At 60.5% G+C, this 14,955-nt stretch carries 13 protein-coding genes; 9 read left to right on the top strand and 4 right to left on the bottom strand.

Annotated elements, in window-relative coordinates; all coding sequences use genetic code 11:
- Nucleotides 1-4: 4 nt before the first annotated feature.
- The 9 genes from murD to lpxC all read left to right on the top strand — a co-directional run bounded on the left by murD (nt 5) and on the right by lpxC (nt 10,505).
- A complete protein-coding gene (gene murD / locus EL257_RS22160; RefSeq protein WP_126366222.1) occupies nt 5-1,351 on the top strand; it encodes a UDP-N-acetylmuramoyl-L-alanine--D-glutamate ligase in 1,347 nt (448 codons plus the stop codon).
- A complete protein-coding gene (ftsW, locus tag EL257_RS22155; protein ID WP_126366220.1) occupies nt 1,348-2,565 on the top strand; it encodes a putative lipid II flippase FtsW in 1,218 nt (405 codons plus the stop codon). The genes murD and ftsW overlap by 4 nt, the downstream gene beginning before the upstream one ends.
- Nucleotides 2,555-3,625: an undecaprenyldiphospho-muramoylpentapeptide beta-N-acetylglucosaminyltransferase gene (murG, locus tag EL257_RS22150; RefSeq protein ID WP_126366218.1), complete on the top strand. Its 1,071-nt coding sequence runs from the start codon at nt 2,555-2,557 to the stop codon at nt 3,623-3,625. The genes ftsW and murG overlap by 11 nt, the downstream gene beginning before the upstream one ends.
- Complete coding sequence (murC, locus tag EL257_RS22145; RefSeq protein ID WP_126366216.1) at nt 3,618-5,078, top strand: UDP-N-acetylmuramate--L-alanine ligase; 1,461 nt, start codon at nt 3,618-3,620, stop codon at nt 5,076-5,078. The genes murG and murC overlap by 8 nt, the downstream gene beginning before the upstream one ends.
- Entirely contained in the window at nt 5,075-6,034 is a 960-nt protein-coding gene (locus EL257_RS22140) for a D-alanine--D-alanine ligase (protein WP_126366214.1), read from the top strand. The genes murC and EL257_RS22140 overlap by 4 nt, the downstream gene beginning before the upstream one ends.
- A 4-nt stretch (nt 6,035-6,038) precedes the next feature.
- Nucleotides 6,039-6,905 carry a cell division protein FtsQ/DivIB gene (locus EL257_RS22135; protein ID WP_126366212.1) on the top strand — a complete coding sequence of 289 codons (867 nt, stop codon included), beginning with the start codon at nt 6,039-6,041 and terminating at the stop codon, nt 6,903-6,905.
- A gap of 15 nt (nt 6,906-6,920) precedes the next feature.
- Nucleotides 6,921-8,180, top strand: coding sequence for a cell division protein FtsA (gene ftsA, locus EL257_RS22130; protein WP_008082764.1), 1,260 nt, complete (start codon nt 6,921-6,923; stop codon nt 8,178-8,180).
- Between the two features lie 104 nt (nt 8,181-8,284).
- Entirely contained in the window at nt 8,285-9,481 is a 1,197-nt protein-coding gene (ftsZ, locus tag EL257_RS22125; RefSeq protein WP_101161966.1) for a cell division protein FtsZ, read from the top strand.
- 112 nt (nt 9,482-9,593) lie between these two features.
- A complete protein-coding gene (gene lpxC / locus EL257_RS22120) occupies nt 9,594-10,505 on the top strand; it encodes a UDP-3-O-acyl-N-acetylglucosamine deacetylase (protein ID WP_007916984.1) in 912 nt (303 codons plus the stop codon).
- Between the two features lie 149 nt (nt 10,506-10,654).
- Here the strand turns inward: lpxC and EL257_RS22115 are convergent, their stop codons facing one another.
- The 4 genes from EL257_RS22115 to EL257_RS22100 all read right to left on the bottom strand — a co-directional run bounded on the left by EL257_RS22115 (nt 10,655) and on the right by EL257_RS22100 (nt 14,949).
- Nucleotides 10,655-12,163 carry a sensor domain-containing diguanylate cyclase gene (locus EL257_RS22115; RefSeq protein ID WP_126366210.1) on the bottom strand — a complete coding sequence of 503 codons (1,509 nt, stop codon included), beginning with the start codon at nt 12,161-12,163 and terminating at the stop codon, nt 10,655-10,657.
- 341 nt (nt 12,164-12,504) lie between these two features.
- Nucleotides 12,505-12,726: a hypothetical protein gene (locus EL257_RS22110; RefSeq protein WP_126366208.1), complete on the bottom strand. Its 222-nt coding sequence runs from the start codon at nt 12,724-12,726 to the stop codon at nt 12,505-12,507.
- Nucleotides 12,727-12,917: 191 nt separating this feature from the next.
- On the bottom strand, nt 12,918-14,282 hold the full coding sequence (locus EL257_RS22105) for a heavy metal sensor histidine kinase (protein ID WP_126366206.1): 1,365 nt from the start codon (nt 14,280-14,282) through the stop codon (nt 12,918-12,920).
- Nucleotides 14,272-14,949, bottom strand: coding sequence for a heavy metal response regulator transcription factor (locus tag EL257_RS22100; RefSeq protein ID WP_126366204.1), 678 nt, complete (start codon nt 14,947-14,949; stop codon nt 14,272-14,274). The genes EL257_RS22105 and EL257_RS22100 overlap by 11 nt, the downstream gene beginning before the upstream one ends.
- Between the last annotated feature and the right edge of the window lie 6 nt (nt 14,950-14,955).

Here is a 14,955-nt window from a genome sequence, read left to right as displayed (position 1 = left end):
ACGAGTGTCTCTGATCGCTTCTGACCACTTCCGCATCGTTGTCGGCCTCGGCAAGAGCGGCATGTCCCTGGTTCGCTTCCTGGCGAACCGGGGCACGTCGTTTGCCGTGGCCGATACGCGGGAAAATCCACCGGAACTGGCCACGCTCAAGCGTGACTATCCGCACGTGGAAGTGCGTTGTGGCGAGCTGGACGTCGAATTCCTCTGCCGTGCCGACGAGCTCTACGTGAGCCCCGGCCTGGCGCTGGCGACTCCGGCCCTGCAAGCCGCCGCGGCCCGTGGCGTGAAACTGTCCGGCGACATCGAGCTGTTCGCGCGTAATGCGCGGGCGCCGATCGTCGCGATCACCGGTTCCAACGCGAAAAGCACCGTCACCACGCTGGTTGGCGAGATGGCCGCTGCGGCCGGCAAGCGCGTCGCTGTTGGCGGCAACCTCGGCACCCCGGCGCTGGATCTGCTCAGCGATGACGTCGAGCTGTATGTGATGGAACTGTCGAGTTTCCAACTGGAAACCACCGACCAGCTCAACGCCGAAGTCGCCACCGTGTTGAACATCAGCGAAGACCACATGGATCGCTACAGCGGTCTGCCGGCTTATCACTTGGCCAAGCACCGGATCTTCCGCGGCGCGAAGCAGTTTGTGGTCAACCGTCAGGATGCCCTGAGCCGTCCATTGATCGGCGAAGGCCAGCCTTGCTGGACGTTCGGCCTGACCAAGCCGGATTTCAAGGCGTTCGGTATCCGCGAAGAAGACGGCGAGAAGTATCTGGCCTTTGAATTCCAGAACCTGATGCCGGTGCGTGAGCTGAAGATTCGCGGCGCACACAATCAGTCCAACGCCCTCGCAGCATTGGCTCTGGGTCACGCCGTCGGCCTGCCGTTCGACGCCATGCTTTCGGCGTTGCGTACGTTCGCCGGCCTCGAACATCGCTGCCAGTGGGTGCGTGATCTCGACGGCGTGGCTTATTACAACGATTCCAAAGCGACCAACGTCGGCGCCGCTCTTGCGGCTATCGAAGGCTTGGGCGCGGACATCGACGGCAAGGTCATTCTGATCGCTGGCGGCGATGGCAAGGGCGCCGAATTCAATGATCTACGCGATCCGGTGGCGGCCAACTGTCGCGCCGTGGTGCTGATGGGCCGCGACTCCGACAAGATCGGTGAGGCCATCGGCGACGCCGTGCCATTGATTCGCGCCACCTCGCTGGTCGACGCCGTCGCGCAATGCCGCGCCGTCGCGCAAGCGGGTGACGTGGTGCTGCTGTCGCCGGCCTGCGCCAGTTTTGACATGTTCAAGAATTATGAAGACCGTGGTCACCAGTTCGTCCGCGCAGTGGAGGAACTGGCATGAACCTGAGAAACATCATCAAGCCGTACCCGTCGCCGCTGATCACCGGGCGTGGCATCGACCTCGATTTCCCGATGCTCGCCGGTTGCCTGGCGCTGCTCGGCCTCGGCTTGATCATGATTGCCTCGGCGTCCACGGAAGTGGCGGCAGCGCAGTCGGGCAGTCCGCTGTATTACATGATTCGCCACCTTATCTATGTGGTGCTGGGTCTGGGCGCGTGCATTGTCACCATGATGATCCCGATCGCCACTTGGCAGCGCCTCGGCTGGATGATGCTGATCGGTGCGTTTGGCCTGCTGGTGATGGTGATCATCCCGGGCATTGGTCGCGAAGTGAACGGTTCGATGCGCTGGATCGGCTTCAGCTTCTTCAACGTGCAGCCTTCGGAAATCGCCAAGGTGTTCGTGGTGATCTACCTCGCCGGTTATCTGGTGCGTCGCCAGAAAGAAGTGCGCGAGAGCTGGATGGGTTTCTTCAAGCCGTTCATCGTGCTGCTGCCAATGGCCGGTCTGCTGCTGATGGAGCCAGACTTCGGCGCAACTGTCGTGATGATGGGCGCGGCGGCGGCGATGCTGTTTCTTGGCGGGGTCGGGCTGTTCCGTTTCTCGCTGATGGTGGTGCTGGCGGTCGGCGCGGTGGTGCTGTTGATCCAGATGCAGCCGTATCGAATGGCGCGTCTGACCAACTTCGCCGACCCGTGGGCCGACCAGTTCGGCGCCGGTTATCAACTGTCGCAAGCGTTGATCGCGTTCGGTCGCGGCGAATGGCTCGGCGTCGGCCTCGGCAATAGCGTGCAGAAGCAGTTCTACCTGCCGGAGGCGCACACCGACTTCGTGTTCTCGGTACTCGCCGAAGAACTGGGTGCGGTCGGCTCGCTGTGCACCGTCGCGCTGTTCGTCTTCGTATGTATTCGCGGCATGTACATCGGCCTGTGGGCGGAGAAGGCCAAACAGTTCTTCGCCGCTTACGTGGCTTACGGTTTGTCCTTCCTGTGGATTGGTCAGTTCCTGATCAACATCGGCGTGAACGTCGGCCTGCTGCCGACCAAGGGTCTGACTTTGCCGTTCCTCAGTTACGGCGGCAGTTCGTTGGTGATTTGCTGCGCCTGCCTGGGCTTGTTGCTGCGCATCGAGTGGGAGAGTCGAACCCACCTGGGCAGCGAAGAGATGGAATTCCATGAGAGCGACTTCGCCGAGGAGCCGAATCATGGGCGCTAACGTATTGATCATGGCCGGCGGTACCGGCGGCCACGTGTTCCCGGCGCTGGCCTGTGCCCGCGAGTTTCAGGCGCGCGGCTACACCGTGCACTGGCTCGGCACGCCACGCGGGATCGAAAACGATCTGGTGCCGGCGGCGGGTCTTGAATTGCACCGGATCAACGCCAGCGGTCTGCGTGGCAAGGGCAAGCTGTCGCTGCTCAAGGCGCCGTTCATGCTGCTGAAATCGGTCTGGCAGGCGCGGGCGATCATCCGTCAGCTGAAACCGGTGTGTGTGGTCGGCTTCGGTGGTTATGTGACCGGTCCCGGCGGCCTCGCTGCGAAACTGGCCGGCGTGCCGGTGATCGTTCACGAGCAGAACGCTGTCGCCGGCACCGCCAATCGGTTGCTGGTGCCGTTCGCCGCCCGAGTGTGTGAAGCCTTCCCCGACACCTTTACTCTGTCGGACGCCCGCCGCACCACCGGAAATCCGGTGCGCAGCGAGCTATTTCTCGACACATTGCGACCGGCGCTGGCCGGGCGCAAAGCGCGTTTGCTGATCCTCGGCGGAAGCCTGGGCGCAGAACCGTTGAACAAATTACTGCCTGAAGCCCTGGCCCAAGTCGCTGCCGATTTGCGCCCGGAAGTGTTTCATCAGGCCGGCAGAAACCACGATGAAGTGACTGCCGAGCGCTATCGCGCCGCTGGCGTGGATGCGCAGGTGCAGCCGTTCATCAAAGACATGGCCCAGGCCTATGGCTGGGCCGACCTGGTGGTGTGCCGCGCAGGCGCGTTGACCATCAGTGAGCTGGCTGCCGCCGGTCTGCCCTCGATGCTGGTGCCTTTGCCCCACGCGATCGACGATCACCAGACCCGCAATGCCGATTATTTGGCCCGTGAAGGCGCTGCCTTCCTGATGCCACAAAGAACGACTGGTGCTGCGGACCTTGCCGCGCGCCTGACAGAGGTCTTGATGCAACCGCAACGACTCGAAGCAATGGCCCAAGCGGCCCGCCGACTGGCGAAACCCGATGCCACCCGTAGCGTGGTCGATACCTGTCTGGAGGTGGCCCATGGTTGAGAATCAGAAAGCCATGCCGCAACCGGAAATGCGCCGCATCCGTCGCATCCACTTCGTCGGTATCGGCGGCGTGGGTATGTGCGGTATCGCCGAGGTGTTGTTGAACCTGGGCTATGAAGTGTCCGGTTCCGATCTGAAAGCCTCGCCGGTCACCGAGCGTCTTGAATCGTTCGGCGCTCATATCTTCATCGGCCACCGTGCCGAGAACGCCGCTGCCGCCGACGTGCTGGTGGTGTCGAGCGCGGTGAATACCTCCAACCCGGAAGTCGCGACCGCGCTTGAGCGTCGTATTCCAGTGGTGCCACGTGCGGAAATGCTCGCCGAGCTGATGCGCTATCGCCACGGCATCGCCGTCGCCGGTACGCACGGCAAAACCACCACCACCAGCCTGATCGCTTCGGTTTTCGCTGCCGGTGGCCTCGACCCGACCTTCGTTATCGGTGGCCGCCTTAATGCTGCGGGCACCAATGCCCAGCTCGGCACCAGTCGTTACCTGATCGCCGAAGCGGATGAGAGCGATGCAAGCTTCCTGCATCTGCAACCGCTGGTGGCTGTGGTCACGAATATCGACGCCGATCACATGGCGACCTACGACGGTGACTTCAACAAACTGAAGAAAACTTTCGTCGAGTTCCTGCACAACCTGCCGTTCTACGGTCTGGCGGTGATGTGCCTGGACGATCCGGTGGTGCGTGAAATCCTGCCGCTGGTGAAACGTCCGACCGTGACCTACGGCTTCAGCGAAGACGCTGACGTGCGCGCAATCAACGTGCGCCAGCAAGGCATGCAAACCTTCTTCACCGTACTGCGCCCGGATCGCGAACCGCTGGAGGTGTCGGTGAACATGCCCGGCAACCACAACGTGCTCAATTCGCTGGCGACCATCTGCATCGCCACCGACGAGGGCGTCAGCGATGAAGCCATCGTTCAGGGCCTGTCGGGATTCCAGGGCGTGGGTCGACGCTTCCAGGTCTACGGCGAACTGCCGGTGGATGACGGCCACGTGATGCTGGTCGATGACTACGGTCACCACCCGACCGAAGTCGCTGCCGTGATCAAAGCCGTGCGCGGTGGTTGGCCGGAGCGCCGTCTGGTGATGGTTTATCAGCCGCACCGTTACAGCCGCACCCGCGATCTGTACGACGACTTCGTCAATGTGCTGGCCGATGCCAACGTGCTCTTGTTGATGGAAGTCTATCCGGCCGGCGAAGAGCCGATCCCTGGCGCCGACAGCCGCAAGCTGTGCAACAGCATCCGCCAGCGCGGTCAGCTCGATCCGATCTACATCGAGCGTGGCGTCGATCTCGCGCCGCTGGTCAAGCCGCTGCTGCGTGCCGGCGACATTCTGTTGTGCCAGGGCGCCGGTGATATCGGCGGTCTCGCGCCAAAGCTGTTGAAAAGTGAATTGTTCGCCGGCGCCGTGGCGGCGTCGGTCGAGGGGAAGTTGAAATGACTGCTGCCTACGCCAACCTGTCCTCCACGATCGCGCCGAAAGACTTCGGGCGCGTCGCCGTGCTGTTCGGCGGCCTGAGTGCCGAGCGTGAGGTTTCGCTGAAATCCGGCAACGCGGTACTCGAAGCCCTGCAAAGCGCTGGCGTGGACGCGTTCGGTATCGATGTGGGCGAAGATTTTCTGCAGCGTCTGCTGAGTGAAAAAATCGACCGTGCGTTCATCATCCTTCACGGTCGTGGCGGTGAAGACGGCAGCATGCAGGGCCTGCTCGAATGCGCAGGCATCCCCTACACCGGCAGCGGCATTCTTGCCTCGGCGCTGGCCATGGACAAACTGCGCACCAAGCAGGTCTGGCACAGCCTCGGGATTCCGACGCCGCGTCACGCCGTGCTGTGCAGCGAAGCCGATTGTATTTCGGCAGCGACGGAACTGGGCTTCCCTTTGATCGTCAAACCGGCGCATGAAGGTTCAAGTATCGGGATGGCCAAAGTGAGTTCTGCGTCCGAGTTGATCGACGCATGGAAAGCGGCCAGTACCTACGATTCGCAAGTGTTGGTCGAGCAATGGATTCAAGGTCCGGAGTTCACCATCGCCACCCTGCGTGACCAGGTGTTGCCTCCTATCGCCCTGGGTACACCGCACACGTTCTACGACTACGACGCCAAGTACATCGCTAACGATACCCAGTATCGGATTCCCTGCGGCCTCGATGCCGCCAAGGAAAAACAACTCATGGATCTCACGGCCAAGGCCTGTGAGGCGCTGGGGATTGCCGGTTGGGGCAGGGCGGACGTGATGCAGGACGCCGAAGGACAGTTCTGGTTCCTCGAAGTGAACACCGCACCGGGCATGACCGATCACAGTCTGGTGCCGATGGCGGCGCGGGCTGCCGGTCTGGATTTCCAGCAGCTGGTTCTGGCGATTCTCGCCGCCAGCGTTGAAGACGCTCGAGGTTAAGACGATGCAAGGCGCTCATCTCAGACATCAGCCACCCGCACCCGGCCGCAAGCCGGTGCCGCGGGGTGCCAGCCGAATGGTGGCGAAAGAGCCGATGTCCGCGCGCCTGCCGAAAGCCAATTTCAGCTTTCTGAAAAGTCTGTTCTGGCCGGTGCTGCTGGTGGCGCTGGGCTTTGGTACTTACGAAGGTGCGCAGCGTTTGCTGCCGTACGCCGACCGCCCGATCAGCAAAATCGCGGTGCAGGGCGACCTCAGCTACATCAGCCAGCAGGCGGTGCAGCAGCGGATCGCGCCGTTCGTGGCGTCGAGCTTCTTCACCATCGACCTCGCCGGCATGCGCACCGAGCTGGAGCAAATGCCATGGATCGCCCACGCCGAAGTACGGCGGGTGTGGCCGGATCAAGTGGTGATCCGCCTCGAAGAGCAATTGCCGGTGGCGCGTTGGGGCGACGAGTCGTTGCTGAACAACCAGGGCCAGGCATTTACGCCCAAGGAACTGGCGAATTACGAACACCTGCCACAGCTGTTCGGCCCACAACGGGCTCAGCAGCAAGTCATGCAGCAGTATCAGGTGCTGAGCCAGATGCTGCGGCCGTTGGGCTTCTCGATTGCGCGCCTGGAATTGCGTGAACGCGGGAGTTGGTTCCTGACCACCGGTGCCGGCAGTTCCGGCCCCGGCATCGAGTTGCTGCTGGGACGCGGCAACCTGGTGGAAAAGATGCGCCGCTTTATCGCCATCTATGACAAGACGCTTAAAGACCAGATTACGAACATTGCGCGCATCGATCTGCGCTATGCCAACGGCCTCGCTGTTGGCTGGCGGGAACCAGTAGCGCCGACGACAGCCCAACCCGCTGTCGCAAAGAATTAAGAAGAGGCAGGACCCATGGCAAACGTGCAAAGCGGCAAAATGATCGTCGGTCTCGATATCGGCACCTCCAAGGTGGTGGCGCTGGTCGGCGAGGTCTCCGACGACGGCTCGCTGGAAATCGTCGGGATCGGTACCCATCCGTCCCGTGGCCTGAAGAAGGGCGTGGTGGTCAACATCGAGTCCACCGTGCAATCGATCCAGCGCGCGATCGAAGAGGCCCAACTGATGGCGGGCTGCCGCATTCACTCGGCGTTCGTCGGCGTGGCGGGCAATCACATCCGCAGCCTGAACTCCCACGGCATCGTCGCGATCCGTGATCGTGAAGTCAGCTCGGCCGACCTTGAGCGCGTGCTCGACGCAGCCCAGGCCGTGGCGATTCCGGCTGACCAGCGCGTGCTGCACACTCTGCCGCAGGATTACGTGATCGATAACCAGGAAGGCGTGCGCGAGCCACTGGGCATGTCCGGCGTGCGTCTGGAAGCCAAGGTTCACGTGGTGACCTGCGCCGTCAACGCCGCGCAGAACATTGAAAAATGCGTGCGTCGCTGCGGTCTGGAAATCGACGACATCATTCTCGAGCAACTGGCCTCGGCCTACTCGGTCCTGACCGATGACGAGAAAGAACTGGGCGTGTGCCTGGTCGACATCGGCGGCGGCACCACCGACATCGCGATCTTCACCGAAGGCGCGATCCGCCACACCGCGGTGATCCCGATTGCCGGTGATCAGGTGACCAACGATATCGCCATGGCGTTGCGCACTCCGACCCAGTACGCCGAAGAGATCAAGATCCGCTATGCCTGCGCCCTGGCCAAACTGGCCGGTGCCGGTGAAACCATCAAGGTGCCAAGCGTGGGCGACCGTCCACCGCGCGAACTGTCGCGTCAGGCCCTGGCCGAAGTGGTCGAGCCGCGTTATGACGAACTGTTCACGCTGATTCAGGCCGAGCTGCGTCGCAGCGGCTACGAAGACCTGATCCCGGCCGGCATCGTTCTCACCGGCGGTACCTCGAAAATGGAAGGCGCGACCGAGCTCGCCGAAGAAATCTTCCACATGCCGGTGCGTCTGGGCGTGCCCCACGGCGTCAAGGGCCTGGATGACGTGGTGCGCAACCCGATTTATTCCACTGGCGTTGGCTTGTTGATGTATGGCCTGCAAAAGCAGTCCGACGGGATCTCGTTCTCGGGCATCGGCAGCCGCGACAGCTACAGCAACGAAGAGCCGCAGGCGCCGTTGCTGGACCGCTTGAAGAAGTGGGTTCAAGGCAACTTTTAAAAGCAGTTCGAGGCTTCAAGCTTCGAGCGGCAAGCAGTAGCAGTAGATGCACCGCGACAAAAATGCAGTAGGCGAAAAAACTAGAGAATGAAAGGAGAGGGAAAATGTTCGAACTCGTAGACAACATCCCCGCAAGCCCGGTAATCAAGGTTATCGGTGTCGGCGGTGGCGGCGGCAACGCTGTCAACCACATGGTCAAGAGCAATATCGAAGGCGTTGAATTCATCTGCGCCAACACTGATGCTCAAGCGCTGAAAAACATCGGCGCGCGCACCATTCTGCAACTGGGCACAGGCGTGACCAAAGGTCTGGGCGCCGGCGCGAACCCGGAAGTCGGCCGTCAGGCTGCTCTGGAAGACCGTGAGCGCATTGCCGAAGTGCTGCAGGGTACCAACATGGTGTTCATCACCACTGGCATGGGCGGCGGTACCGGTACCGGTGCTGCACCGATCATTGCCGAAGTGGCCAAGGAAATGGGCATTCTGACCGTTGCGGTCGTGACCCGTCCGTTCCCGTTCGAAGGCCGCAAGCGTATGCAGATCGCCGACGAAGGCATCCGCATGCTTTCCGAAAGCGTCGACTCGTTGATCACCATTCCCAACGAGAAGCTGCTGACCATCCTCGGTAAAGACGCCAGCCTGCTGTCGGCTTTCGCCAAGGCAGACGATGTACTGGCCGGTGCCGTTCGCGGTATCTCCGACATCATCAAACGTCCGGGCATGATCAACGTCGACTTCGCCGACGTGCGTACCGTGATGAGCGAAATGGGCATGGCGATGATGGGCACTGGCTGCGCCAGCGGTCCGAACCGTGCACGTGAAGCCACTGAAGCAGCCATTCGCAACCCGCTGCTGGAAGACGTGAACCTGCAAGGCGCACGCGGCATCCTGGTCAACATCACTGCCGGTCCTGACCTGTCTCTGGGTGAGTACTCCGATGTGGGTTCGATCATCGAAGCCTTCGCTTCCGAGCACGCGATGGTCAAGGTCGGTACCGTTATCGATCCGGACATGCGCGACGAATTGCACGTGACAGTGGTTGCCACCGGTCTGGGCGCGAAAATCGAGAAGCCTGTGAAGGTCATCGACAACACCGTTCACACCTCCATGGCTTCGGCTCAGGTGCAACAACCGGCGCCGGCTCGTCAGGAACAGCCTGCGGTGAACTACCGCGATCTGGACCGTCCGACCGTCATGCGCAACCAGGCTCAGGCCGGTGCTGCGGCTGCCGCGAAGATGAATCCGCAAGATGACCTGGACTACCTGGACATCCCGGCGTTCCTGCGTCGTCAGGCCGATTGATGGAATGTATCAGGGCTATGAAGGTGATTGGTGTTCAGCAAAGGCATGGTCTGCTATCATCGCCAGCCTTTGTTGATACCAGTTCGCAATTTGCGCTGAAGCGGCCCAAGCCATGATTAAACAACGCACACTGAAAAATATTATCCGTGCCACAGGTGTAGGCCTGCACTCCGGTGAGAAGGTCTACCTGACCCTCAAGCCTGCGCCTGTCGACACTGGCATTGTGTTTTGTCGCGCTGACCTCGACCCTGTGGTGCAGATTCCTGCCCGCGCGGAAAACGTCGGTGAAACCACTATGTCGACGACGCTGATCAATGGCGACGTCAAAGTGGACACGGTAGAGCACTTGCTCTCGGCCATGGCTGGCCTGGGCATCGATAACGCCTACGTCGAGCTCTCCGCGTCCGAAGTCCCGATCATGGATGGCAGCGCTGGACCCTTCGTATTCCTGATTCAATCGGCAGGCCTGGAAGAACAGGACGCCGCCAAGAAATTCATCCGCATCCTGCGTGAAGTGACAGTGGAAGACGGCGACAAGCGCGCCACTTTCGTCCCTTTCGAAGGCTTCAAGGTGAGCTTCGAGATCGATTTCGATCACCCGGTATTCCGGGACCGCACCCAGAGTGCAAGCGTGGATTTTTCCAGCACTTCGTTCGTAAAAGAAGTCAGCCGCGCCCGTACCTTTGGCTTCATGAGTGACATCGAGTACCTGCGCAAGCACAACCTCGCACTCGGCGGCAGCGTTGAAAACGCGATCGTGGTCGACGCTGATGGCGTGTTGAACGAAGACGGTCTTCGTTATGAAGACGAATTCGTCAAGCACAAGATCCTCGATGCGATTGGCGACCTGTACCTGCTGGGCAACAGCCTGATTGGTGAGTTCAAAGGCTTCAAGTCCGGTCATGCACTGAACAACCAGCTGCTGCGCAAGTTGATTGAGCAGACAGACGCTTGGGAAGTGGTGACGTTCGAAGACGCCAGCACCGCACCGATCTCTTACATGCGCCCGGTTGCGGCGGTGTAAGTAAAAAACCTCTCTAGTTTTTTGAAGGCCATCCTCGGATGGCCTTTTTTTATGCCCTTTCAAAAGCAAAAGATCGCAGCCTTCGGCAGCTCCTACAGGGGTACCGCATTCCAAATGTAGGAGCTGCCGAAGGCTGCGATCTTTTGACTTTAAACTGACACTACAACGCGATTGCGCCCACCTTCCTTGGCCTGATACAACGCCTTGTCCGCCGCAAACAACAACTGCTCCAACGTTTTTTCACTCGCCGATGTCCATGTCGCGATGCCGATACTCACGGTCATCGCCCGCTCAGCGCCCTCGGCCCATGGCAGGTTTTCCACAGCCTGACGAATCTGCTCGGCAATCTGCTGCGCCCCTGCACTGTCGGTCTCGGCGAGAATCACCGAAAACTCCTCACCGCCATAACGCGCGACGAGATCCGCCGGGCGCCGTACTTTCGCGGTGATCACCTTCGCCAGTTCACGCAGTGCGTGGTCCCCGGCCTGATGCCCGTGCCGATCATTGAACGCTTTGAAGTGATCGGCATCGATCATCATCACCGACAGCGGTTGGCCCGAGCGCTGGGCGCGGAACCACTCGTGGCGCAGCGTCTGGTCGAGCATGCGCCGGTTGGCCACCCCGGTCAGATCGTCAGTGGCGGCCAGTTGCGCCAATTCGCGTTCGGCGCGCTGGCGCAAGCGCAATTCGCGTGCAAGCAGCCAGGTCAGCCACAACAGGCCAATACACAACACGCCGGTGGCGCTGCTGATCAATATCGCGGTGCGCCGCCAGGTGCCGAATACTTCTTCGCTGGACAGCGCCACCATCACCGTCAACGGCAGATTGCCGACCCGCGAGTAGGTGTAAAGCCGCCGTTGCTCGTCCATGCTCGACGTGCTGGTGAAACTGCCGCTGCCGTCGCTGTCCTTGAGAATCCGCACGACGTTGGGCCGATTGCCGAAACTCTTCCCCACCGAATCGCTTTGCAGATACGGCTTTTGCGCGAGCAGTACGCCATCGCTGTTGATGATGTTCAACGTGCTGTCCGAGCCAATATCGAGGCTTTTGAACAGTTGGTCGAAGTAGTCGAGTTTCAGCGACGCCACCGCCACGCCGAGGAAGTCGCCGGTATGCGAAGCAATGCGCCGGCTGAAACTGATTCGCCACTGATCGGCCTCGTCGCAATCGCACCGGGTCTTGAACGGGCGGCTGATGAACATGCCTAGATCGCGGTTGAATGCGTGCGCGAGGAAATAATCACGGTCGGCGAAATTGCCCGGTTTCGGTTCGATGCGCGAGGAGTCGGCGATCACGTTGCCCTGTTTGTCGAGCAGCAGAATGTCACCCTTGAAGCGCGCGGTGGCGGAGCGATCGAACAGCGCCAGATGGCGAATCTGCGGAGAAACATTTTGCAGATCGTCACGCTGGGCGGCGGCGATCAGGCCTTGCAGCGTCAGGTCGTACAGTTCGACAGTACGCAGCACATCGGCGTCGATCAATTGCGCAAGCGTGGTGGCACGGCGGGTCGCGGCTTCCTGAGCACTCGCGTGCTCGCGGATCAGCAGGAAGGTGACAATGCACACCATCGCGATGACGGTCAGCAGACTGCCGACGATCAGCAGGCGCTCGGGGCGACCGCTTTGGCCTGCGCTGGATGGGGTGCGACTGGCGATCATGATGGGGTGTCGAATGAGGGCATCTTGTAAGCGTAGTAGGAAACACAATGAGATAAAACCAACAATGGCTCAACTGTGGCGAGGGGATTTATCCCCGATAGGGCTGCGCAGCGGCCCCAAAAAAGGGTCTGCTGCGCAGCCCATCGGGGATAAATCCCCTCGCCACGAAGTTTGTGTCGGTTCAAAGTCGGTGCCAGCCGCAACTCACTTCGTCGGCGTAGAAGGAAGGCTTTCAGCCCAAAACGAAAAAAGGCCGCTGACGGTAGCGGCCTGGAATGACGACGGTTGAACGAGAAAAGCCAAACAACCGCGTCGAGGGAAACGTTGGCGTGATGCGCGACTTAGCTGTCGGTTTCGGACGCTGGTGCGCGGGACATGCCAGCCTGCGGGGCTTGCGAGGCGTCTTGCACCTTGACCATCACTTCCCCCTGATGCTGATCGAATGCCTGAGCGCGAGCGACGTTGTGTGCGACGAACGACTGCGATTCTTCAGCCATCGCCATCGGCGACAGAAACAACGAGGACAAAACGAACGCGCTGGCAATACCCATACTGTTGGACATCTTGAAAACCTTCTCGCTTGGCGAGTGCTGTTTGGTGCGGGCAAAGATAAGGTTGCCCGGACCCTGGAAACAGCGTGATTTTCATAAATGACTGTTACAGCAAGAGCAAAGATCACAGCCTTCGGCAGTTCCTACAGGGGAAAGGTGAACACCTGTAGGAGCTGCCGAAGGCTGCGATCTTTTGATCTGCTTCAGACCGGCAAATAAATCCCGAAAGTATTTATCCCCCGATCACTGCGCACAAACACATCCCCGCCGTGCATCAGCGCAATCGCCTTGACGATCGCCAGCCCCAAACCATGATTATTGCCACTGTTGCTGCGCGACGCGTCCACTCGATAGAAACGTTCGAACAAGCGTGGCAAATGCTCGCCGGCAATCGGTGCTCCGGGATTGGCCACACCGATGCTCACCTGATTTTCGTCGGCCTCGATTCGCACCTCGATCACCTGGCCCGGTTCGGTGTGCTGCACCGCATTGCTGAGCAAATTGATCAACGCCCGGCGCAAATGTGCGACCTCGATGTGCACCTGCGCATCGCCGCTGACCTGCACCTGAACCTGCGCGTCTTCGAGAATGAAATCCAGATACTCAAGCGTCGTCGCCACTTCGTCCGCCAATGAAGTCGACGTCAGTTTGGTCGCCTTGTTGCCTTGATCGGCACTGGCCAGAAACAGCATGTCATTGATGATCGAACGCAGCCGCTCCAACTCTTCGAGGTTCGATTGCAGCACTTCGAAATAGTGTTCGGCAGAGCGCCCACGGGTCAGCGCCACTTGGGTCTGGCCGATCAGGTTAGTCAGCGGCGAACGCAGTTCATGGGCCACATCGGCGTTGAACGACTCCAGCCGCGAGTACGCCAGTTCGACCCGTTCCAGCGTCGCATTGAAGGACTCGACGAACTGCTCCAGTTCCGGTGGCAACGGCGACAGGCGCAAGCGTCCGGCGCGCAATGGCGGTGCCAGGCGCTGGGCTTCCTGAGACAGTTTGATCAATGGCTTGAGACCAATGCGCGCCACCCAATAACCCAGCGCCGAGGCCAATAACACGCCAACAATCGCCAGACTGATCAGCGCGATCAACAAGTGATGCTGAGTCTGATGCAAGGCCTCGGTGTCGATGCCGATCATGAAGCGCAGCGGCGGGCGCTGATCCTTGGCCGGAAACTGACTGACCAGCACTTTCAGCGGATAGGGTTGATCGGGCAATTGCAGATCGTGCATGCCCAGCGGGCCGTTGGCCGCAGCGCGAATCTGCGGCGTGAGAACACCGTATTCATAGCGCGGATCGCCGCTGCTGATCCAGAAACTGATGCGCTTGTCTTCTTCGCCGAGCAGCTTGAGCTTGTTGTTGATCTTCACCCAGTGTTCAGGCGTGCCGTAACGGCCGACAGTGGATTCGAGCACGCTGTAACGGGCATCGAGTTCGGCTTCCGGCAACAGCCCCAAGCCCTTGTCGACCTGCTGATACAGCGCACCGCCGATCAACATGAACACCAGCAGCGCCACCAGCGTGAACATGCCGCTCAAGCGCAAGGCAATCGAATTACTGGACACCACGGCTCTCCAGCACATAACCCATGCCGCGGATGGTGTGCAGCAGTTTTTCGTCGAATGGCCCGTCGAGTTTGGCGCGCAGCCGTTTGATCGCGACTTCGACGACATTGGCGTCACTGTCGAAATTGATATCCCAGACCATTTCGGCAATTGCGGTTTTCGAAAGGATTTCACCTTGGCGGCGGGCGAGGACACTGAGCAGGGAAAACTCTTTTGCGGTCAGGTCCAGGCGCGCGCCGGCGCGGGTGGCTTTACGGCTGATCAGATCGATCCACAAGTCGGCGATGCTCAGTTGCACCGGCTCATGGCCGCCGCTGCGGCGAGTCAGCGCTTGCAGGCGGGCGACCAGTTCGAGGAAAGAAAACGGTTTGCCGAGGTAATCGTCGGCGCCGTCGCGCAGGCCCTTGATGCGATCTTCAACGCGTTCGCGGGCGGTGAGCATGATCACCGGAGTCTGTTTGCGCGCACGCAAGGCGCGCAGCACGCCAAAGCCATCGAGGCCCGGCAACATGACATCGAGAACGATCACCGCATAATCGCATTCCAGTGCCAGGTGCAGGCCCTCGACGCCATCGCGAGCGCAGTCCACGGTGTAACCCTGTTCGGTCAGACCGCGGTGCAGATAGTCCGCGGTTTTTTCCTCATCTTCGATAATCAGAACGCGCATGACCCG

The organism is Pseudomonas fluorescens (assembly GCF_900636825.1).
GTDB classification, from domain to species: Bacteria; Pseudomonadota; Gammaproteobacteria; order Pseudomonadales; family Pseudomonadaceae; genus Aquipseudomonas; species Aquipseudomonas fluorescens_BG.
The sequence above is the reverse complement of the archived record's forward strand: the minus strand, read 5'-3'. Positions and strand labels throughout refer to the sequence as shown.

What these genes read in the sequence shown, in the direction of transcription:
- lpxC (WP_007916984.1), top strand. Translation starts at nt 9,594, where the DNA reads ATGATTAAACAACGCACACTGAAAAATATTATCCGTGCCACAGGTGTA.
- EL257_RS22135 (WP_126366212.1), top strand. Translation starts at nt 6,039, where the DNA reads ATGCAAGGCGCTCATCTCAGACATCAGCCACCCGCACCCGGCCGCAAG.
- EL257_RS22140 (WP_126366214.1), top strand. Translation starts at nt 5,075, where the DNA reads ATGACTGCTGCCTACGCCAACCTGTCCTCCACGATCGCGCCGAAAGAC.
- ftsZ (WP_101161966.1), top strand. Translation starts at nt 8,285, where the DNA reads ATGTTCGAACTCGTAGACAACATCCCCGCAAGCCCGGTAATCAAGGTT.
- ftsA (WP_008082764.1), top strand. Translation starts at nt 6,921, where the DNA reads ATGGCAAACGTGCAAAGCGGCAAAATGATCGTCGGTCTCGATATCGGC.
- murC (WP_126366216.1), top strand. Translation starts at nt 3,618, where the DNA reads ATGGTTGAGAATCAGAAAGCCATGCCGCAACCGGAAATGCGCCGCATC.
- EL257_RS22115 (WP_126366210.1), bottom strand. Translation starts at nt 12,163, where the DNA reads ATGATCGCCAGTCGCACCCCATCCAGCGCAGGCCAAAGCGGTCGCCCC.
- murG (WP_126366218.1), top strand. Translation starts at nt 2,555, where the DNA reads ATGGGCGCTAACGTATTGATCATGGCCGGCGGTACCGGCGGCCACGTG.
- EL257_RS22100 (WP_126366204.1), bottom strand. Translation starts at nt 14,949, where the DNA reads ATGCGCGTTCTGATTATCGAAGATGAGGAAAAAACCGCGGACTATCTG.
- EL257_RS22110 (WP_126366208.1), bottom strand. Translation starts at nt 12,726, where the DNA reads ATGTCCAACAGTATGGGTATTGCCAGCGCGTTCGTTTTGTCCTCGTTG.
- ftsW (WP_126366220.1), top strand. Translation starts at nt 1,348, where the DNA reads ATGAACCTGAGAAACATCATCAAGCCGTACCCGTCGCCGCTGATCACC.